Origin of the sequence: Haloferax gibbonsii ATCC 33959 (assembly GCF_000336775.1) — an archaeon.
Taxonomy (GTDB): Archaea; Halobacteriota; Halobacteria; order Halobacteriales; family Haloferacaceae; genus Haloferax; species Haloferax gibbonsii.
The window spans coordinates 692,222-711,811 of record NZ_AOLJ01000011.1 but is presented as its reverse complement, the minus strand read 5'-3'; the positions used below and the strand labels follow the sequence as shown (position 1 = coordinate 711,811).

Below are 19,590 nucleotides of genomic sequence, written 5' to 3'. Positions count from 1 at the left end.
ACGTTCGCCCCATTTATCACCGCCCGCGGCCGACTCCCGACCATGTCTTCGAACAGAAAGGGAGACCGACGCGAGCGCGAACTCGTCAACCGCCTCGACGAGGCCGGGTTCGCAGTCATGCGTGCGCCCGCCTCCGGGAGCGCGACGACGCGCGAACTCCCCGACGTGCTCGCGGGCAACGGCGAGGTGTTCTACGCCATCGAGGCGAAGGCCTCCAGCGGTCGCCCCATCTACCTCGACGGCGAGGAGGTCGAAGCGCTCATCTACTTCTCGCAGAACTTCGGCGCGAAGGCCCGCATCGCCGTCCGATTCGACCGCGAGGACTGGTACTTCTTCCACCCCGGCGACCTCTACGTGACCGACGGCGGGAACTACCGCGTCAAAAAGGAGACGGCGCTGGCGGAGGGCGAGGACTTCGAGTCCTTTACCGGCGGACCGACGCAGACCAAACTCGGCGACGACTGAGGTCGCGGCGCGGCGTCTCGTTCTCCGCGTTCGCTCACGCCCGAGCGAGTCGCTCGCCGAGCGTGCGAGCGCCGACGAACCCGCGCTCGACGCGGCTGAGCCGCGAGGCGGGGAACCGATAGGCGTGCAGTCCGCCGAGGTCCGAGAGGCCGGCGTTCACCGGCAGCGAGTCCAGATAGACCGCCTCGAACACCGGTTCGTGGTTGCCGTAGTCGCGGTTGCTCTCGAACGCGGCGACGAGTTTCCCCGTCTCGGTCGGCGTCTCGTCGGCTCGGGTGCCGAGCGCCCGCGTGACGACGAGGAGGCCGCCGCTCTCGCGGTCGCGGACGAGGTCGCCGGCGCGGTGTTCGTGGTCGCGGCAGAGCTGGGGCCCCGTCGCGTCCATCGGGACGAACGTCTCGTCGCCGCAGACGGCGCAGGTGGCGCTCCGGCGGCCCGGCGGCGGGACCTCGCCGCGGGTGATTTCGATGGCGACCCGGCGGAGGTGCTTGCAGCGGGCGTGCCGGATGGCGTTGTCGGGGCAGGTGCAGGTGCGAGCCTCCACGTCGACGACGTAGGTGCCGCCGTCGGTCTCGACGACGTAGCGCCCGTCGCGGAGCGGCCGGACGGCCATCGGCTCGACGCGGGCGCGGCGGGCGCGACCGGCCAGTCCGTCGGACGGGAGCGTGGTCTTGCGGCGCACCGGGCGGCGAGTCGACGCGGGTGTGTGTGCGATGTGCGTCATGGTGGTGCGGGATTCCGACCCTACCAGCGGCTGTTCGGGGTCAGTTTCCGTCACCTGCGTATAGGTTCTCGAACGACCTAAACCCTCGTTTCACGTGGAAAATCGGGCGCGTGAGTGGCTCTCGTCGGGCATCCGCCCATCGAAGACCTTTTAGAACGGCCGCGGATACGTCGTCGCATGGCTATCGAAGCGGAGATGCGGCGGAAGATTGCCGTCTCCATCGTCGCGGTCGGGGTGTTTATCGCCCTCATCGTCGGCATCGGTGCGACCTACAACCAGAGTGGACTCATCTCCACCGGCGGGTTCGCACTCGTCGGCGCTATCACGGCGTTCGTGCTCGTGATGGCTGGTATCGGCGTTTGGCTGTCGCGTTCTTCCTAATCCTCTCGGTCGGTTTCGGCGACTCGGTCGCCACTACCCTACCGCCCGACGCACAGCCGCGGCGCTCACGGGTTGGGTACGCCGTCAGCACGGACTCCGTCAGTCGGCGGTCTCGTCCGCGGCGACCGCGTCCGCGTCGTTCGTCGCCGTCTCGAAGTACTTCATCGGGTGCTTGATGGTGTCACAGCGGTCGTCGCGGTTCACACAGAGGTCGTACGCCTGCATCGTCTCGCAGGTCGGCGGCGCGTACTGCGACCCGCTCGAGTCCGCGAGGACCGTCGCCCGCGTTTCGAGTTCCTCGGCGTTCGCGTCGCCGACGACGCCGCCGACCTCCTCGGGTTCGAGGCCGACGCCGACGAGGAACGCCGCGAGCGCGAACGCCGCCTCGTTCGGGAGGTCCTCGTCGTCCTGCGCCCGCGCCAACAGCGCCTCGACGCAGGGCGGGAAGTGGTCCGGGTCGACCGAGTCGACGTAGACGACGTTGACCGCGCCGCGGTCCGAAAGCAGGTTCCGCAGGCGCTCGACGTGGGGTTTGAGCGCGTCGGCGAGTCGGTCGCCCGCGTCGCTCCCGCGGACGGCGAAGGGAAGCCCCTCTGCCACCCGGCGGCGGACCGCCTCGCGGAGCAGTTCCGAGAGCTCCTCGCGGGTGACGCGGACCGCGCCGTCGGCCAGCGAGCGGTTGACGAGTCGCCAGTCCGCGCCCCAGTCGGTGTCGGAGTAGGTGAGGTACGGTCCCACGTCGACCCAGTAGTGGTCGGGCGCGCGGCGGCTGTTCCGGTTCCGGTTCGACTCGGCCCGCACCGCTCCGTCGAGGTCGAACTCGCGGAGGAAGTCGTCGAGGCTCGCGCGGGCCTCGCCGTGGACGTCGTCGTCGCCGGCGTCGAAGTCGGCGAGCATGCGCTCGTAGGCCGTGTCGGCCTCGGCGCGGGCGTACTTGTCCACCGCCGCGGGCGTCTCGACGAGCGAGACGATGATGCGCGAGATGGGGTACGAAAGCAGTTCCGTCTGGGTGTCCCACCCGTAGGCCTCGTCGGGGTCGGGCTCGACGGTGCCCTCCATGAGGGCGCGTTCGACGCGCTCGACGCCACGCTCGACGGCCGGGGCGTCCTCGGCGACGAGCGTCGCGATAGCGACGTCGGCCGATTCGACCGCCTCTCTGGCCGCGGCGAAGAACGGGTATCGGGCGTGGAGCGGGCGCATCCGCATACCGCCACGTTCCGGGTGCCCACCGATAAACGCGACGGATTCGGCGGTGGCGGGCGCGGGCCGTGCGGCCGAGTCTCGCGGCGGGGTGTCGCCGGCGACGGCGCATCACACAACCTATTACCGACCACTTCCTCAGGCTCTCACGTGCCGCACTTCGACTACCCGTGTCCGGACTGCCGCGCCACCACCAGTCTCCACGACGCCGACTGTCGCTTCGAGGGGACCCCGTGGGTCGAAGTCGAGCGCGCCTACGTCGACATCGTCTCGGTCCTCGCTGGCGGGCCGTGCGACGAGGAGACGCTTCGCCGCGAAGCGCCGGGCGAGTGGGGGCCGCTCCAGCAGGCCGCGCTCCGGCGACTCAAGCGCGACGAGCGGGTGTCGGAGGCGAACTCGGGCGTCCTCCGCCTTCTCACCGCCGAGGAGTTCAGAGAGGAGGTCTCCGAGCCGACCCGGGAGCCGATGCGGACGCTCCACCAGTACGGGAGCGTCCCCGGCTGTCACGACAACGCCGTCTTCGCCATGATCGCGTGGTACGAGATGGTCGGCCTGTCGTGGCCCGAGACGCGCGAGAACGTCGTCAACTGGCTCCGCGACACCGGCGCGTGGGACCGCGGCGGCTTCGAGGAGGCGACGCCCGCCGAACTCGTCGAGAAGAAGCGCCACGTCTACGACGCGGGCTACGGCTGGAAGGAAAAGGCCGTCTCGGCCAAGCGCGTCATCGACAGATACCGTTCCTGAGCGCCGACCCGGTTCGCCCTTCGACCCAACGTTCCCTTCGATTCTCCCGCGAACTCGGCGCAACCGTTAGGCGTTTCTCGCGCGTTTGTGGTGTCGTGAGTGCCCCCGAGTCCGCCGTCTCTTCCGACGCCGAGTTCCCCGAGGAGTCGCGCGGAACGCGACGCGCCCTCGCGGTCGTCATCGCCGTCGTCTTCATCGACCTCCTCGGGTTCGGCGTCGTCATCCCCATCCTCCCGTTCTACGTCCGAAGCTTCGGCGTCAGCGACGTGTACATCGGGTTCTTGGCGGCGTCGTACTCGCTCATGCAGTTCCTCTTCGCGCCCGTCCTCGGCCGCATCTCCGACCAGCGGGGCCGCCGGCCGGTCATCATGCTGTCGCTCGTCGGGAGCGTCCTCGCGTGGACGGTCTTCGGCGTCGCCGGCGAAATCGGCCTGCTGTTCGGCACGACGCTCGCGGTGGCGACGCTGTTCGCCTCGCGGATGCTCGCGGGCGCGATGGGCGGCAACATCGCCACCGCGCAGGCGTATATCGCCGACATCACGCCCCCGGCGCGGCGGGCCGGCGCGCTCGGCCTCGTCGGCGCGTCGTTCAGTCTCGGGTTCATCTTCGGGCCGGCTCTGGGCGGTCTGATGGCCTCCGAGCCGGTCGTCACCACCGCCCGCGACCTGCTCCCGTCGTTCGTGCCCGCGACGCGGTTCTCGCTGCCGAGTTTCACCGCGGCGGCGTTGAGCCTCGTCAGCCTCGGCTTCGCGTTCGTCTTCCTGCGCGAACCCGAGCGCACCCGCGCGCCGGCCGGCACGCCCGCGACGACGCTCGTCTCGCAGTTCCGCACCGCCCTCGCCGACGACGACCTCCGGGGACTCGTCGTCTCCTTTTTCGTCGTCTCGGTCGCCTTCTCGGGGATTCAGGTCATGTTCATCCCCTTCGCGGCCGACGTGTACGGCTACGGCGAGACCGAGACGGCGCTGTTTCTGACCTACATCGGCCTGCTCGGCACGCTGAATCAGGGGGTCGTCGTCGGCCGACTCGCCCGGCGGTACTCGGAGGCGAAACTGGCGGTCGTCGGCGCGGTCGGGCTCCTGCTCTCGCTCGCGTTGCTCCCCTTTTCGCCCGACATCGGGGCGGTGCTCCCCGCGGTCGGCGGCCCGCCGTGGCTCACCCGCGAACTCGTGGCGCTCCTCCTCGTCGGGGCGCTCCTGTCGTTCGGAAACGGGATGTTGAACGTCTCGCTGTCGACGCTCGTCTCCACGTCGGCGTCGGCCGACCAGCAGGGCAACGCCTTCGGGGTCACGCAGGGCGCGGGAAGCCTCGGCCGGACGCTCGGCCCGCCGTCGATGGCGGCGCTGTACGTCCTCGCGTACTGGTCGCCGTTCGTCGTCGGGGCCGCGCTCATCGTGCCCGTGGTCTACGTCCTCGCGTCCGTGGCGCGCCGGCCGCGGGCGGAAGCGCCCTGAGTGCCTGAGTGTCGCGGCCGAGACACGACACCCGCGGCCGAGACGCGGCTGACCCGTCGCTCGAATTTCGCCGCGGCCCGCAAGTGTTACGAGCGCCGAGTCTGAGGTTTATGCGTGCCTTCGGTCGCCGCCGTCTCGCCGCTGGTCGTCCTCTGCCTCGTCGCGGCGCTCGTCTCCGTCTCCATCGCGGTCGTCGCCTGGCGCGAGGGCACCGAACCCGGTTCGAAATCGCTGTCGGTCCTCCTGTTTTCGGCGGCGCTCTGGGCCGGCTCCTACGGCGTCGCGCTCACGGTGTTCGACCCCTCGCTCCGATTCTGGTTCCAAATCCCCATCGACGTCGCGCAGGCCGTCATCGCGCCCGCGTGGTTCGCGTTCGCGCTTTCCTACACCGGCCGCGGCGAACTCCTCTCGCGGCGGCTCATCGCGGGGCTCCTCGTGTTTCCGGCCGTCACCGTCGTCGCGCTCGCCACGAACCCGAGCCACGGCTTGCTGTGGACGAACTACCACATCGACCCGGTGTTCGGCGCGGCCACGGTGCGGTTCGACCCGAACCTCTGGTACTACCTCCACGCGGTGTACGGCTACGTCATCATCGGCTCCGGGCTCGTCCTCATCATCGAGATGCTGGTCGAACGGCTCTCGCACTACCGCGAGCAGGCGGTCACCCTCGCCATCGGCTCGACCGCGCCGACGGTCGCCCACGTCGCCCACACCTTCGGCATCGGCCCGCTTCAGATGGTGAACTTCACGCCCATCGCCCTCGCGGTGACGGGCGCGACGTTCGGCCACGCGCTCTACCGGTTCCAGCTGTTCGGGCTCTCGCCGGCGACCGGTCGGCTCGGCCGCCGCGCCGCCATCGACGACGTGGCCGTCGGCATTCTCGTCCTCGACCGCGAGCACCGCGTGGTCGACGCCAACGAGACCGCCTCGTCGCTCCTCGACCTCGATCCGGCCTCGGCGTTCGACCCGCTGTCGTCGGTGCTTCCGGGCGTCGACCTCGACGAGGACCGACAGCTCGTGGACGTGACGGTCGACCGCCGCCGCCGGACCTACGAGGTGACGCTCTCGCCGGTGACGGACCAGCACGGCCGCCGCCTCGGCCGGACCGTCACCGTCTCCGACGTGACGGGGCGGGTCCGCCGCCGCCAGCGCCTCGAAGTCCTCAACCGCGTCCTCCGGCACAACCTCAGAAACGACATGACGGTCGTCATCGGCTACGCCGACATGCTCGCAGAGCGGCTCCCGGCGGACCAGCGCGACCCCACCGACACGATACGAGCGCGGTCGAACAAGCTCCTCTCGCTCGGCGAGAAGGCCCGGACCGTCGAGCGGGTCATGGCCGGCATCGACGGCGGCAGCCGCTTCGACGTCGCCGCGACGGTGCGAACCTGCGTCGCCGAGGTCCGCGCGGAGTTCGACGCCGGCTCGGTCGACGTGGACGCCCCCGAGTCGCTGCCGGTCTCCGGGAGCGAATCGGCGGCGAAGCTCCTCGTCAGCGAACTCGTCGAGAACGCGCTCGAACACGGCGGCGACGACCCGACCGTCTCCGTGTCGGTCCGGGCCGCCGACGCCGACCTCGTCCTCGTCGTCGAAGACGACGGCCCGGGCGTCCCGGACTACGAGCGCTCCGTGGTCGAGACCGGCGGCGAGTCGCCGCTCCAACACGGCAGCGGCCTCGGTCTCTGGGCGGTCCGGTGGACGGTCGACGCGCTCGGCGGCGACCTCACGTTCGACGTTCGGGGCGGGCGAGACGGGGCGGCCGACGGGGCCGGAGACGCGCCCGACGAGTCAGCGGGCCGCGGCGACACCGGCACGACGGCGACGGTTCGACTGCCGTACTGGTGTCGGGACGAGACGGCCGACGCCGTCGCTGACCGGTAGGAGTCGGGAGAAACGAGTGGGACGGCTCGGTGGTCGGTGAACGACGCGGTGGCCGAAACGTCCGCTCAGTCGCTCTGGATGCGCGGGGCGAGCATGTACGTGATGGTGCCCATCCCTTCCGCGATCTGGTAGTGAAGCTTGACCGGGAACTCCTCGCCGAGTTCGACGGTGACCTCGGCGTCGGTCGGAATCGCCTTGTTCATGTCCTTCAGGTAGTCCAGCGAGAACAGCGAGTCGGCCGCGCCGGCTTCGATGCTGATGAGGTCCGCGGGGGGAAGCGACAGGTCAACGTCGTCGGTGTCGCCTTCGGCCTCGATGTGGAACGTCTCTTCCGCGCCGTCGACGCGGAGGCGGATGTGGTCGGAGACCATGTCGGCCGCCTTGATACCGCGGTCGAGGTGCGTCCCTTCGAGGACGATGTTCGCGGCGAGGTCGAGGTCCGGAATGTCGGGTTCCTGGCGAATCGAGTCCGGGTCGATGAGCGCGAGCGTGTACGACAGCCCGTCGATGCGGATGTTGAGCTTGCGCGTCTCCTCGTCGAGCGTGAGGTGGATGAGGTCGCCCGAGCCCGCCATCCCGGCGACCTCTTCGAGGCGGGAGAGGTTGACGCCGATGACGCCGCCGTCGGCTTCGTAGGATTCGAACGCCGCCGCGTCGAGCGTGAGGTCCACCATGCCGACGTTCGCGGGGTCGACGGCGCGGATGGAGAGACTCTCCTCGTTGAGTCGAATCTTACACTCGTCGACGAGGACGCTCACGGAGTCGAGCGCGTCCCGGAGCGTCGCGGCGCTCACGATGGCCTTGAACATATGTGCCGTCGTACGACAGCGGTCTTAAAAATACTCCTGATTTGGACTCACCGCAATATGATGTTCGCACGCTCTCCCGCGTGCGCGCTCCCGCGAGCACCCCATCGCTCCCGTCGGCTCCCCATGGGTGTTGTTGTCACTGTTCGGCTATGCAGCTAACCTGCCGATTTCTGGGGTCTCGGGCTTCAAAGCACTCAAATAGCTGATTGTGCAACTCCCGGCTATGGCGAACGACGACACGAAGACAGCCGCCCGCCGACGAGGTGCCGAGAGATGAGCGACGCCGCCGACGCCGACGCGACTTCCACCCGCGTCGCCTTCGTCTGCGTCCAGAACGCCGGCCGGAGCCAGATGGCGACGGCCTTCGCCCGCCGGGAGCGCGACGAGCGCGGCGTCGGCGACCGAATCGAGGTCGTCACCGGCGGCACCGACCCCGCCGACCACGTCCACGACGAGGTCGTCGAGGTCATGGGCGAGCGGGGGTTCGACCTCGCAGACGAGACGCCGCGCGCAATCGAGCAGGACGAGATTATGGGCGTCGACATCGTCGTCACGATGGGCTGTTCGGCCGAGGGTATCTGTCCGATGACGTGGCGCGGTGACGCCCGCGACTGGGCCCTCGACGACCCCGACGGGCGGGACCTCGACGCGGTCCGGGCGATTCGCGACGACATCGAGGGGCGCGTCGCGGCGCTGTTCGACGAACTCGTCGGCGACGACTGAGCCAGACCGCCTCGACGCCGACGCCGTCGGATGTGGGACTGTTCCGCACGCTTCACGGCGCAAGCCGAAGCCGGTATACGGCCTGATACGCTACTGCTGTCAAGACCATGGCGCGCAAGGACCACTACTACAACAAGGCCAAACAGGAGGGCTACCGCGCCCGCTCGGCCTACAAGCTGAAACAACTCGACGGGGACGCGGGGCTGTTCGGCCCCGGCAACACCGTCGTCGACCTCGGTGCCGCCCCGGGCGGGTGGCTGCAGGTCGCCTCCGAGGCGGTCGGCGACCACGGCAAGGTCGTCGGCGTCGACCTCCAGCGAATCCGCGGCATCGACCGCGACAACGTTCAGACGATTCGCGGCGACATGACCGAAGACGAGACGAAAGAGGAGCTGACGGCCGTCATCGGCGAGCGCGGGGCCGACGCCGTCGTCTCCGACATGGCGCCGAACATGACCGGCGAGTACTCGCTGGACCACGCTCGCTCGGTCTACCTCGCCCGGCAGGCGTTCGAGGTCGCACAGGAACTGCTGGCGACCGGCGGCGACTTCGCCGTGAAGGTGTTCGACGGGCCGGACGTCGCGGACCTCCGCGCCGACATGGAACGGGAGTTCCAGTACGTCCGGTCGATGCGCCCCGACGCCTCCCGCGACAGCTCCTCCGAGCAGTACCTCGTCGGCAAGCACTTCCTCACCGCCCCGGTCCGCAAGGGCGACGAGCTCGAGGTCGAAATCGTCGACGTGGGCAGCGAGGGCGACGGCATCGCCAAGGTCGAGGACTTCACGCTCTTCGTCTCCGGGACGGAGGCGGGCGACACCCCGACGGTCCGCGTCACCGACGTGAAGCCCCGGTTCGCCTTCGCCGAGCCGATAGACGACTGAACGCGCCGATTTCACGCTCACCGCGCCTGCGCGCCCCCGCATCGACGGCTCCGCGTGTTCCCTTCGATTTGTGCCTCACTCCGGGCAAAAATTATTATCCATTGACACGACTCTGTTCGTGAGTCCCCATGTCAACAGACACCACGACCGCTGAATCGCGACCGCTGTTCACCGGCCTCCCGTCGGGCATCGTCCCGTACGTCGCCATCGTCGGGGCGCTGACCTCGACGTACGTCCACCTGTCGATGGCTCCGATGTTGCTCCAGTTCGACCAGACGCAGGCGGTGCTGTTCGTCCTCGCGGGCGTCGGCTTCCTCGCGGGCATCGCCGTCTACCTGAGCAAGTTCTGGCGGCGCGAGTTCTACCTCGTCGCCATCGCGTTCGCGCTCGCCCAAATCGTCGCCTGGGTCGTCATGAGCGGGCGAGTCAGCGACATGGCGATTCTCTCGAAGGGCGGCGAGGCCGTCTTCGCCGTCGCGGCGGCGTACCTCTACCTGAACGACTCGCCGGACGCGTCCGCGGCGGCCTGAGCGCGCGCTGTCGCTCTCGCCGGCCCCGCGTCCCAGCGTCCCGTCGCCCCGCCGTCTTTCTCAGTCGTACACCACGAGGTCGAGTCGAAGCCCCGTCCGGCACCCCTTCCAGCCGCCGCGGCAGGCTCCGGTGGCGAGGATGTCGCCGAACGACGTGTACGTCCCGCAGTTCGGACAGCGAACCCCCATCTCCATCCCGTCTCGCTCGGTGAGCCTGTGGCGGTGCTCGTCGGCCATACGTCGTGTGGTATGCTACCAAAAGAGATAAGCCGTCCGTCGTCCTGGGAACGCCTCAGTCCGCGACCCAGCCGTCGGTCGAGGACTCGTCGTCGTCGCGCAGGAGTGCGACGGTCCCGTAGACGAACGGCGTGTCCACGACTGCGATGAGGAGCTTCAGGAGGTACTGGCCGATAGCGAGGCCGACGAGGACGTTCCACGGTAGCGCGTCGCCGATGCCGAGGACCGTCGGCGCGACGTAGAACGCGACGCCGACGAAGATGACCGTGTCGATGGCCTGACTCGTCGCCGTCGAGACGATGTTGCGGAGCCAGAGGAACGCGCCGTCGGTCATGTCGCGGATGCCGTGGAAGACGACGACATCCCAGTTCTGGCTCACGAGGTACGCCAGCAGGCTCCCGGCGACGACGTTCGTCCCCGACGACAGCACCGTGGCGAACTGCCCGGCGAACTCGGGGTTCGCGGCGGGCGCGGCGATGGTGCTCCAGACGAGTCCGAGGAGGACGAAGTTCATGACGAAGCCGACGTTCACCATGACCTGCGCCGCCCGGCGACCGTACAGTTCGGAGTAGCAGTCGGACGCGAAGAAGGTGAGCGCGTACGCCAGCGCCGCCCCCGGCATCAGGATGGCCGCGCCGACGTACGGGAGTTCGCCTATCGCGGCCGGCAGGGGAATCGCGAGCAGTTTCGACGCCGTCAACTGCGCCGTCGTCAGCGCGGTGACGAACAGGCCGACGAGCGCGACCTGCCCGACGGCCGACCGCCCCTCACTCATCTTCGACGAGGCGATTGTGTCGGTCGTCTATCTCGTCGAGGATGTCGAGCGTCTTCCGGATGGACGCCCGAACCGCATCGCTCCGGTTCACGAACTTCTTGTCGTCGCCGACGTGCTCGTCCAAGTCCGCGAGCAGTTCGTCGGGAATCTCGACGCTTATCTTGGCCATACTCTGCGATTCTCACGAGAATACTTAACGCCTTTTCAACGGTCTCAGCGGCGATATTTGGCGCGTTTTTCGGGTCGGCGAGTCGGCGCGGCGGTCGCTCCGAGGACCGCCCTCACTCCGCCGCGCCGCGGGCGGGCGAGAGGTCGCGTCGGCCGCCGACCGTCAGCACGAACAGGACGCCGAGACCGACGCCGTAGGCGGCCATCAGCGGGAGCGTCACCATGAACATCGTCGTGATGCTCGCGGGGGTGAACACCGCCGAGATGGCGAGGATGAACACCGTGACCTCGCGCCAGCGCTTCCGCATCATGCGGTAGCTGATGCCGGCGGTGTTGAGAAGCACCATCAGGATGGGGATGTCGGCGAGGAGGCCGATGCCCGCGGTGGTGAAGAAGATGAGCCAGAAGAAGTTGGTGATGCGGTAGGAGATTATCATGTTCGCCGCGATGGCGTCCTCGACGAGGAACGTGATGACCGTCGGCGCGACGTAGCTGTAGCCGAGCGCGAAGCCGCCGAGGAGGCCGCCGACGAGCGCGCCGGTCCACAGGAAGACGGTCCGGCGGCGCTTGCGGATGATGTTGCGCTCGCGGAGCGCGGGCCACGCGAAGTACGCGACGAGCGGGAGCGTCGCCAACACGGCCAGAATCGTCGAGAACTTCACCTCGAAGATGAGCGCCTCCATCGGGTGGAGCGCGACGACGTTGAGCACTTCTTCCGGCGTCACCGCGGCGGGTAGTCGGCCGAGGAAGTCCTCGTAGACGTCCCTGATGCCGCCCGTGTAGAGCCAGCCGAACGTCGACGCGAGGACGAGCATGAACCAGCCGACGACCCAGAACGCCCGCGAGGTGACGGAGTCGACGATGAACGCGATGTCGGTGTAGTAGCCGCCGATGTCGTCCTCGTCGGTCTCGCCCCCGGTCAGTTCGGAGAAGAACGCGCCGCCCGCGCGGGTCGTCCGGTCTTCGAGTTCGCCCGGCTCGTCTTCGGCGTCGGCCGCCTCGGCCTCGCGGTCCGCTTCGGCCTCGTCGAACCGGTCGATGAGGGCCTGCGCTTTGGCCTTGTCGCCGTCGTCGATGGCGGCGGACGCGAGGCTCATAATCTCGTCTTCGTCGCGGTCGGCGAAGACCTCGGGCGGCGCGGCGCGGACGCCCGCCACGTCGAGCGCGGAGAGGTCGAGCTTCGAGGGGTCGCCGACGCCGACCTCGGTCCGTTCGAGCCGCTCGATGTCGCGGTAGACGAGGTACGCGAGGCCGAACGCGAGGCCGACGACGCCGCCGGCGACGACGAACGCGCCCAGCACGAGCCCCGAGCCGGGGTCGAGGAACACGTAGTCGCTTCCGACCGCGGCGAGTCCGTCGTTGACGAGACCGACGCCGCCGTACTCGTAGAAGGCGTAGACGAGGAGGCCGCCGACGACGCCGACGCCCGCGAGGAGGTTCCAGTGGTGGGTCGCCGTCGCCTTGACGTCCATCTTCTCGCTGCCGCGTTTGGCCGTGACGACCACGCGGGCGAGATAGAGGCTGAAGGCGTACAGCGTGATGACGGGCACCGCCCACATGATTTGGGTGAACGGGTCCGGCGGGGTGAACAGCGCGCCGAACGCGAAGATGCCGACGACGGCGTGCCGCCACTTGTCGCGGAACAGTTCGTAGGGGACGATTTCGGCGTAGGAGAGCGCGGTCATCGCGAGCGGAAGCTGGCTCGCGAGACCGAACGAGAGCGTGAGCAGGAAGATGAACTGCGCCCACTTCACGATGGAGTAACTCGGCGTGAAGCCGGCCGACAGCGCGTTCTGCGCGAGGAACGCGAACGTGAACGGGAAGAAGACGAAGTAGCCGTAGGCGACGCCCGCGGCGAACAGCACGACCATCGTCAGCGCGATGAGCGCGAGTTTCCACGGCGCGACGGGCGATTTCGGCCACGCGCCCCGGGCTTTCAGCGCGTCCCGCGAGACGTAGATGAACGGCGGGAGCGCGAAGAGAACACCCACGACGAGACCGATTTTCGCCTGCAGGAGAATCACGTCGAACGGCGTCTGGGCGATGATGCTGACGTTGCCGGAGACGCTGGCGTCCATCTGTGCCTTGGTCACGCCCCGGAAGAACTCCCAGACGTAGAGTCGGAGCGCGTAGAACGTTCCGAGGAACCCGACGAGGAAGACGATGAAGACCTTCTGGAGGTCTTTTTGCGCCGCTCGGAGCATCGCACCGGCGGTCTCGCGGCCCGCCGCGATGGTCTGTTGGGTGTCCTCGTCGAGGGCGCTGGACATACGTACGTGGCGAAAGCAGTCTGGCGGTTATCAATCTTTTTCACCGCGGGCGTGATTTCGGCTCCCTCGACGCGCCTCCTCGGCGCGATGCGAAAAGACCTATAACTGGCCGGAAGCGTAGGACACCTGAATGGCGGACGAGGAGCGCGACACAGGGCTCTCTGCGGCCGACGACGAGACGGACGCCTCGGACGACGCCGACCAGCGCTCGTCCGACGAGTCTGACGACGACGGGGCTTCGTCGTCCGACGGTCCGGTTTACGGTCGAGTCACCCCGCGAGACGAGACCGTTACCGACGGGTCTGCCGACGACGCTTCCGACGACGCCGATACCGACGAGACGGAAGACGACGCCGGCGACGCCGACACTGATGCGGCCCCCGAAGAGGACGCGGAGGATTCCGATTCCGAAGAGAACGCGGAGGATTCCGACTCGGACGACGGCGTCGAGGACTCCGACGCTGATGCGGATTCTTCCGGAAGTACCGGTGATAGCGACGTCTCCGACGATAGCGACGACTCCGACGACGAGCCGCGCCTCCTCGCCGACGACGAACACACCTCGCACGTGCCCGAGGGGACGTACGACGATTCGAGCGACGAGTCGGCCGACGACGCCGGACCGGACGCGGCGGCCGACGGCGCGAGCCCGGCGCTGACCGGCGAGGACGAGGTGGGCGGCGTGGCTCCGTCGTCCGTCTCAGTCGAGGACGCCGACTTCGACGACCCTGAGTTCGAGGGCGACGACTTCGACGACGAGGACGTTGGTGGCCTCGTCGGCGAGGCACCCGAGAGCGACCAGGAGATGCCGCTGACCGCGCACATCGAGGAGATGATTCGCCGGCTGGCGGTCGTCCTCGGCGTCGCCGGCGCGATTACGCTCGTGCTCTTCCCCGGCGCGGACATCCTCAACGCGCTCGTGGACACGCAGGCCGCCTTCGGCATCCACATCCCGAGCGCGACCGACGTTATCAACTTCCTCTGGAACTCCCACATCCCCGGCGCGGACACCATCGTGGACCGCCGGCCGCGGCTCTACGGTCCGCTCGAACTCATCCTCACCAAACTGAAGGTCGCCGGTCTCGCCGGCACCGTCATCGGCCTCCCCGTGTTCGTCTACGAGACGTACCTGTTCATGCGCCCCGGGCTCTACCCGAAAGAGCGCAAGTACTACCTCGCGGCCGTGCCGACGAGCCTCATCCTCGCGCTCGTCGGCGTCCTGTTCGCGCACTTCGTGGTGCTCCCGGCCATCTTCGCGTACTTCACCTCCTACACCGAGGGGACGGCGGTCGTCGCGTTCGGCCTCAAAGAGACGTTCAACCTCATCCTCATCCTGATGGGCTACATGGCGGTCGTCTTCCAGATTCCGCTGTTCGTGGAGTTAGCCATCATGATGAACCTCGTCACCCGGCAGTGGCTCGAAGACCGCCGCCTGCTGTTCTGGGGCGCGTTCCTCGGCCTCGCGTTCCTCGTCAGCCCCGACCCGACGGGGATGGCCCCCATCATCATCGGCGCGACGATGATCGTCCTGTTCGAGGGGACGCTCGCGGTCTTACGCTGGACCGGGAACTGACCGGCGTCTCGTTTCTTTCCCGTTTTCTGTCCAGCCGCTCCCGTTTTTCACCGACCGCCGACCGTTCAGAAGAGCTATTGCAGAATGGTTAGGATAATAACACGATGGCCGACCTCGTCGCCCTGTCGGTGGTCGCCCTCCCGCTCTGGTTCGTCGTGAGCGTCTGGGCCGGCATCGACGCGACCAGACACAGTTCGCACAACGCCTTCCTCTGGGGCCTCTCGGTGTTCGTCGGCGGGATTCTGGGCTTGGCGCTGTACCTCAACCTCGGGCGCGACGAACCCGGGGTGGGCCGCCGCGTGTCCGGTCATTCGGGGTCGCCGAACGGCGCCCCTTCTGTCCGCGCCGAGACCGTTACCTGTCCGAACTGCCACTCGCTGGAGGAAGCCGACCGGGACACCTGCCGTTTCTGCGGCGAGTCGCTGTAACGCGTCGAACCTCCCGGAGACCGCGGGGAATCACGCCGTGTCCGACGACTCCGCCGCCTCCCGCTTCTCGGCGGCGACCGTCCCCTCGACGCGCGTCTTCAGTCCCTCGTTCATGGCGACGAACCCAGCCTTCGTCTGCTCGCCGACGAACCGCAACAGGAGTCCGGCGAGGACGCCGGAGAACGTCTCCGCGTGCTCGAAGCGCGTGCGCTCGCCGCCGTCGAGGGGTTCGAGGCGGAACCGGTGTTCGCCGTCGAACAGCCCCGGGAAGACGAGGTGGCCGAGCCAGCGCAGTTCGCGGTGTTTCTCGCAGTGGACGACGTCGGGTTCGAACTCCGACTCGCGGCCGCCCGGCGGCCGCAGGTGGACGGTGAGCGTCGCGCCCTCGTTCGGCCGCCCGGCGATTCGCATGAACGGGTTCCACTCGGGGTAGCGGTCGAAGTCGACGAGGGTCTCCCACACCCGTTCGGGCGGGGCGTCTATATCGATGCTCGTCTCGATTTCGTGTGCCATACCCAACAGTTGGCGCGCCGAGACCGTGAATCTCGCGCGGAACACTCATTGCCGGTGGGGAGAGAGACGGACGTATGGCAACCCTCCTTCTCGCCAGACACGGCGAGACGACGTGGAACCGCGCCGGGCGCGTACAGGGGTGGGCCCCCGTGTCGCTCACCGAGCGCGGCCGCGCGCAGGCCGACGCCCTCGCGCACCACGTCGTGGACTCCTACGAGGTCGACCGCCTCGTCTCCTCCGACATCGAACGCGCTCAAGAGACCGCCCGCCCCATCGCCCGCGAACTCGGTCTCGAACCCGTCCTCGACTCCGCGTGGCGCGAGCGCGACGTGGGCTCGCTGCAGGGACTGGAGTTCGACGAACTCACCGACCGCTACCCGCAGTACGCCCTCTCGGCGGTCGGCACGCCCGCCGCCCGCGAGCGCCCGCCGAGCGGCGAGAGCCTCGTCGAGGTCCGCCGGCGCGTCCTCAACGCCCACGAGGGGCTGGCCGATTCGCTCGACTCCGACGAGACGGTACTCGTCGTCAGCCACGGCGCGCCGATTCGGCTGTCGCTCGGCGAGGTGAAGGGACTCGACATCGTCGAGGCGATGCTGTCGCAACCGCTCGACAACGGCGGGCTGTGCGAGTTCGAAGTCGAACTGAGCGACGACGGTGACGAACCGTCCATCGGCGTCGTCGCCGAGAACGAGACGCGGTTTCTGACGACGTAGGTCGGTTCGGCGGTCCGGTCCGAGTTTCTGACTGTCGTCTCTCAGCTACTTTCGCATCGGGTAGTCCTGCGCGAACACGTCGTCCACGAGGAGGTCGTCGCCCGAGTCGGCGTCCGCCTCGGCCGCGGGGCTGACGCTCCCCGTCCGATAGCCGTGGAGGTCGAGCGTGACGTGGTCGAAGCCGGCGTCCTTCAGGTGGTCGCGGGCGGCGCGGACGAAGTCGGCGTCGAGGGCGCGGTCGAGTTCCTCCGGCGCGACCTCGATGCGGGCGAGGCCGTCGTGGTCGCGGACGCGGAACTGCTCGAAGCCCCACGTGCGCAGAATCGTCTCGGCGCGTTCGACCCGCGAGAGCCGCTCTTCGGTGACTTCGAGGCCGGTCGGAATCCGCGAGGAGAGACAGGCCATGGAGGGCTTGTCGGCGACCGACAGGTCGTACTCGTCGGCGATGGCGCGGACTTCCTCCTTGGTGATGTCGTGGGCGAGAAGCGGCGACAGCACCTCTAACTCCTCGACGGCGCGGAGGCCGGGGCGGTGGCCCTCGCCGGGGTCCGAGGCGTTCGTCCCGTCGCAGACGGCCTCGATGCCGCGGTCGCGGGCGGCCTCGTACATCCGGCCGAGACGCATCGTCCGGCAGTGGTAACACCGGTCGTCGTCGTTGGCGACGAAGTCGGGGTTGTCCAACTCGGAGAACTCGACGGTCAGGTGTTCGATGCCGATTTCCTCGGCGACGCGCTTCGCGTCGTCCAACTCGGCGTCCGGGAGGGTCTCGCTTTTCGCGGTGCAGGCCACCGCGTTCTCGCCGAGCGCGTCGTGGGCGAGTGCGGCGACCACGCTGGAGTCCACGCCGCCCGAAAAGGCGATGAGGACGCTCTCGCGCTCCGCGAGCGCCTCGCGTACTGCGTCGGCCTTCGCCGCGGTATCTCGCTCGCTCATGGCCTCCCTTCCCGGCCGACGGTCAAAAGCCCCTCGTCCCCGGCGCGAACGACCGCGAAGGGCGCACGCGCCCCCGAATCGGACGAAACGAGCGCTCCGGCGGCGGCGCGACCCGCGCGTCGTCCCCGAGTCACCACCCCGCGACTTTTTGTCCTATGCCGCGATAGGTCCGGCCGAATGGACTTCGAGACCATCCCGGGCGTCGGCGAGAAGACCGCCGCCGCGCTCGCGGAACTCGACGACGCCGAGCGAGCGCTCACCGACGGCGACGTGGCGGCGCTCGCGCGGGCACCGGGGCTCACGGAGGGCAGGGCGGCGGCCATCGCCCGCGGAGCGATTCGCCGCGACCACGACGACCCCGGCGGCTTCCTCGCCACCGACCGCGCCTCGGAAATCTACCGCGACGCGCTCGGTCTCCTGCAGGCGCGGACGGTCACGACGTACGCCGAGAAGCGACTGGAGACGCTGTTTCCCACCGGGTCGGCCTCGCGCATCGAGGAGGTCCGGGCGTTCGCGGCCGACGCGACCGACCTCGACCCCGACCCGGACGTGCTCGCCGCGCTGTCGGGCGTCGAACCCCTCGCGGACCCGAAGCCGCGTCGCGTCCGCGAGCGCTGTATCGCCACCGCCGACGCGGAGCGCTACGCCGCCGCCAAGGAGGCGTTCCCCGAACTCTCAATCGAGGTCGTCGAGGACGGCCGCGACATCGCCGAACTCGCGCGGTCGTACTCGACGGTGGTCGTCCTCGACGAGTCGTTCGCCGGCATCGACGTCGACGGCGACGTGCGCGTCCTCCCCGACGCCGCCGAGCGGACCGACGAGGTCGTCCCCGAGCGACTGCTCGCCTTCTTCGCCGTGAACCGCGAGGCGCTTTCGGCCGCCGCCGCGGTCCACGAGGCCGCCGGACTCTCCCCGCCCTGCGACCTCGCCGCTCTCCGCGACGCCCTGTCCCGACTGGCCGACGACGGGACCGTCCTCGGCGACGACGAACTCGAACGGCTCTCGAACGCGGTCGACGACCTCGACACGGCCGTCTCGACCGCCGAATCGGTCGCTAACGACCGCCTCCGCGACGTGATTCGCGAGCGCGACGTGACCATCGAGGGGACCGATTTCCTGTCTCTCGTCGAGCAGGGCGCGCGCGTCGACTCCCTGCTGTCGCGCGAACTCGAAGACGAGTTCGACGAGGCGCTTTCGGCCGCCCGCGACCACCTCGTGGAGTCGCTGTCGCTCCGCCCCGGCGAGGCCGACCTGACGGAGCGCGTCTTCCCCGAGGACCCGTCGTTCCCGCTCGGCCACGACGAGGAGGCGGTCGGCCGGCTCCGGACCGAACTGAAGGCCGCCCGCGACCGCCGCGCCGCGAAGCTGAAAGCCGACCTCGCCGCCGACCTCGGCGACCTGCGCGACCCCGTCGAGACGCTGGTCCGCGACGCGCTCGAACTCGACGTGCGCCTCGCCGTCTCGCGGTTCGCCCGCGACTTCGACTGCGTCTTCCCCGAGTTCACCGGCGCGGCCGGAAACGACGGCGCCGGCTCGTTCGCCATCGAGGCCGGACGCTCGCCCCTCCTCGACGTGGACTTCGCGGACGTCGACCCCGTGGACTACGAAGTGTCGGGCGTCACGCTCCTCTCGGGCGTCAACAGCGGGGGTAAGACCTCGACGCTCGACCTCGTGGGGCTCGTCGTCGTCCTCGCGCACATGGGGCTTCCCGTGCCCGCCGAGTCGGTCCGACTCTCGCGTTTTTCCGAACTCCACTACTACGCCAAGTCGCAGGGAACCCTCGACGCCGGGGCCTTCGAGAGCACGCTCCGCGACTTCGCCGCGCTCACCGACGGCGCGGCCGACCGACTCGTCCTCGTGGACGAACTGGAGAGCATCACCGAACCCGGCGCGTCCGCCAAAATCATCGCCGGCATCCTCGAAGAACTCGCGGAACAGGGCGCGGCGGCCGTGTTCGTCTCGCACCTCGCCGGCGGCATCCGCGAGGCCGCCGACGTGTCGGTCGCGGTCGACGGCATCGAGGCGGTCGGGCTGGAAGACGGCGAACTCGTCGTCAACCGCTCGCCCGTGAAGGACCACCTCGCGCGGTCGACCCCGGAGCTCATCGTGGAGAAACTGGCCGGCGAGAACGAGACGAGTTTCTACGGGCGACTGCTGGAGAAGTTCGACTGAGGCGGTCACCCGCGGC

General features: G+C 68.9%; 21 protein-coding genes. 12 read left to right on the top strand and 9 right to left on the bottom strand.

Annotated elements, in window-relative coordinates; all coding sequences use genetic code 11:
* The first annotated feature begins 42 nt into the window (after positions 1–42).
* Positions 43–465 carry a Holliday junction resolvase Hjc gene (gene hjc / locus C454_RS06500; protein WP_004973874.1) on the top strand — a complete coding sequence of 141 codons (423 nt, stop codon included), beginning with the start codon at positions 43–45 and terminating at the stop codon, positions 463–465.
* A 34-nt stretch (positions 466–499) separates the two neighbouring features.
* On the opposite strand, the gene C454_RS06495 is transcribed toward hjc, so the two are convergent.
* Complete coding sequence (locus C454_RS06495; protein ID WP_004973873.1) at positions 500–1,147, bottom strand: SWIM zinc finger family protein; 648 nt, start codon at positions 1,145–1,147, stop codon at positions 500–502.
* A gap of 219 nt (positions 1,148–1,366) precedes the next feature.
* Between C454_RS06495 and C454_RS06490 the strand changes: the two genes are divergently transcribed.
* Entirely contained in the window at positions 1,367–1,570 is a 204-nt protein-coding gene (locus C454_RS06490; protein ID WP_004973872.1) for a DUF7472 family protein, read from the top strand.
* A gap of 99 nt (positions 1,571–1,669) precedes the next feature.
* Here C454_RS06490 and C454_RS06485 read toward each other — a convergent pair whose 3' ends face one another.
* Positions 1,670–2,770 carry a DNA primase eukaryotic-type large subunit gene (locus tag C454_RS06485; RefSeq protein ID WP_004973870.1) on the bottom strand — a complete coding sequence of 367 codons (1,101 nt, stop codon included), beginning with the start codon at positions 2,768–2,770 and terminating at the stop codon, positions 1,670–1,672.
* Positions 2,771–2,920: 150 nt separating this feature from the next.
* Here C454_RS06485 and C454_RS06480 point away from each other — a divergent pair, with 150 nt between their 5' ends.
* The 3 genes from C454_RS06480 (at position 2,921) to C454_RS06470 (ending at position 6,849) form a co-directional block, all read left to right on the top strand.
* Positions 2,921–3,514 carry a DUF7474 family protein gene (locus tag C454_RS06480; RefSeq protein WP_004973869.1) on the top strand — a complete coding sequence of 198 codons (594 nt, stop codon included), beginning with the start codon at positions 2,921–2,923 and terminating at the stop codon, positions 3,512–3,514.
* A 95-nt stretch (positions 3,515–3,609) separates the two neighbouring features.
* Positions 3,610–4,968 (top strand): MFS transporter, encoded by a 1,359-nt coding sequence (locus C454_RS06475; protein WP_004973868.1) that lies wholly within the window; start codon positions 3,610–3,612, stop codon positions 4,966–4,968.
* Positions 4,969–5,082: 114 nt separating this feature from the next.
* On the top strand, positions 5,083–6,849 hold the full coding sequence (locus tag C454_RS06470) for a histidine kinase N-terminal 7TM domain-containing protein (RefSeq protein WP_004973867.1): 1,767 nt from the start codon (positions 5,083–5,085) through the stop codon (positions 6,847–6,849).
* Between the two features lie 65 nt (positions 6,850–6,914).
* Here the strand turns inward: C454_RS06470 and C454_RS06465 are convergent, their stop codons facing one another.
* Positions 6,915–7,658, bottom strand: coding sequence for a DNA polymerase sliding clamp (locus C454_RS06465; RefSeq protein ID WP_004065599.1), 744 nt, complete (start codon positions 7,656–7,658; stop codon positions 6,915–6,917).
* A gap of 273 nt (positions 7,659–7,931) precedes the next feature.
* On the opposite strand from C454_RS06465, the gene C454_RS06460 reads away from it, so the two are divergent.
* From C454_RS06460 to C454_RS06450, 3 genes are all read left to right on the top strand, one after another.
* Positions 7,932–8,381, top strand: a complete 450-nt coding sequence (locus tag C454_RS06460) for an arsenate-mycothiol transferase ArsC (protein WP_004973866.1) — start codon at positions 7,932–7,934, stop codon at positions 8,379–8,381.
* A 107-nt stretch (positions 8,382–8,488) separates the two neighbouring features.
* On the top strand, positions 8,489–9,262 hold the full coding sequence (locus C454_RS06455) for a 23S rRNA (uridine(2552)-2'-O)-methyltransferase (protein ID WP_004973864.1): 774 nt from the start codon (positions 8,489–8,491) through the stop codon (positions 9,260–9,262).
* 128 nt (positions 9,263–9,390) lie between these two features.
* Positions 9,391–9,792, top strand: a complete 402-nt coding sequence (locus C454_RS06450) for a DUF7475 family protein (RefSeq protein WP_004973859.1) — start codon at positions 9,391–9,393, stop codon at positions 9,790–9,792.
* A gap of 60 nt (positions 9,793–9,852) precedes the next feature.
* Here the strand turns inward: C454_RS06450 and C454_RS20695 are convergent, their stop codons facing one another.
* The 4 genes from C454_RS20695 to tatCt form a co-directional block, all read right to left on the bottom strand.
* Positions 9,853–10,029 (bottom strand): hypothetical protein, encoded by a 177-nt coding sequence (locus C454_RS20695; protein ID WP_004968931.1) that lies wholly within the window; start codon positions 10,027–10,029, stop codon positions 9,853–9,855.
* A 55-nt stretch (positions 10,030–10,084) separates the two neighbouring features.
* The gene (locus C454_RS06445) at positions 10,085–10,804 is read right to left on the bottom strand and encodes a queuosine precursor transporter (protein WP_004973857.1); all 720 of its coding nucleotides are present in this window, start codon (positions 10,802–10,804) and stop codon (positions 10,085–10,087) included.
* Positions 10,797–10,973, bottom strand: coding sequence for a ribbon-helix-helix domain-containing protein (locus tag C454_RS06440; protein ID WP_004045298.1), 177 nt, complete (start codon positions 10,971–10,973; stop codon positions 10,797–10,799). Before C454_RS06440 ends, C454_RS06445 begins: the two co-directional genes overlap by 8 nt.
* Before the next feature lie 112 nt (positions 10,974–11,085).
* Positions 11,086–13,242: a Sec-independent protein translocase protein TatCt gene (tatCt, locus tag C454_RS06435; RefSeq protein WP_004973855.1), complete on the bottom strand. Its 2,157-nt coding sequence runs from the start codon at positions 13,240–13,242 to the stop codon at positions 11,086–11,088.
* A 130-nt stretch (positions 13,243–13,372) separates the two neighbouring features.
* Here tatCt and C454_RS06430 point away from each other — a divergent pair, with 130 nt between their 5' ends.
* Positions 13,373–14,815: a twin-arginine translocase subunit TatC gene (locus tag C454_RS06430; RefSeq protein ID WP_004973853.1), complete on the top strand. Its 1,443-nt coding sequence runs from the start codon at positions 13,373–13,375 to the stop codon at positions 14,813–14,815.
* 104 nt (positions 14,816–14,919) lie between these two features.
* The gene (locus C454_RS06425; RefSeq protein ID WP_004973851.1) at positions 14,920–15,243 is read left to right on the top strand and encodes a hypothetical protein; all 324 of its coding nucleotides are present in this window, start codon (positions 14,920–14,922) and stop codon (positions 15,241–15,243) included.
* A gap of 30 nt (positions 15,244–15,273) precedes the next feature.
* Here C454_RS06425 and C454_RS06420 read toward each other — a convergent pair whose 3' ends face one another.
* Positions 15,274–15,756, bottom strand: a complete 483-nt coding sequence (locus C454_RS06420; RefSeq protein ID WP_004973850.1) for an SRPBCC domain-containing protein — start codon at positions 15,754–15,756, stop codon at positions 15,274–15,276.
* 74 nt (positions 15,757–15,830) lie between these two features.
* On the opposite strand from C454_RS06420, the gene C454_RS06415 reads away from it, so the two are divergent.
* The gene (locus tag C454_RS06415) at positions 15,831–16,469 is read left to right on the top strand and encodes a histidine phosphatase family protein (RefSeq protein ID WP_004973847.1); all 639 of its coding nucleotides are present in this window, start codon (positions 15,831–15,833) and stop codon (positions 16,467–16,469) included.
* 45 nt (positions 16,470–16,514) lie between these two features.
* Here C454_RS06415 and larE read toward each other — a convergent pair whose 3' ends face one another.
* The gene (larE, locus tag C454_RS06410; protein ID WP_004973846.1) at positions 16,515–17,402 is read right to left on the bottom strand and encodes an ATP-dependent sacrificial sulfur transferase LarE; all 888 of its coding nucleotides are present in this window, start codon (positions 17,400–17,402) and stop codon (positions 16,515–16,517) included.
* Positions 17,403–17,579: 177 nt separating this feature from the next.
* On the opposite strand from larE, the gene C454_RS06405 reads away from it, so the two are divergent.
* Positions 17,580–19,574: a MutS-related protein gene (locus tag C454_RS06405; protein WP_004973845.1), complete on the top strand. Its 1,995-nt coding sequence runs from the start codon at positions 17,580–17,582 to the stop codon at positions 19,572–19,574.
* Positions 19,575–19,590: the final 16 nt, after the last annotated feature.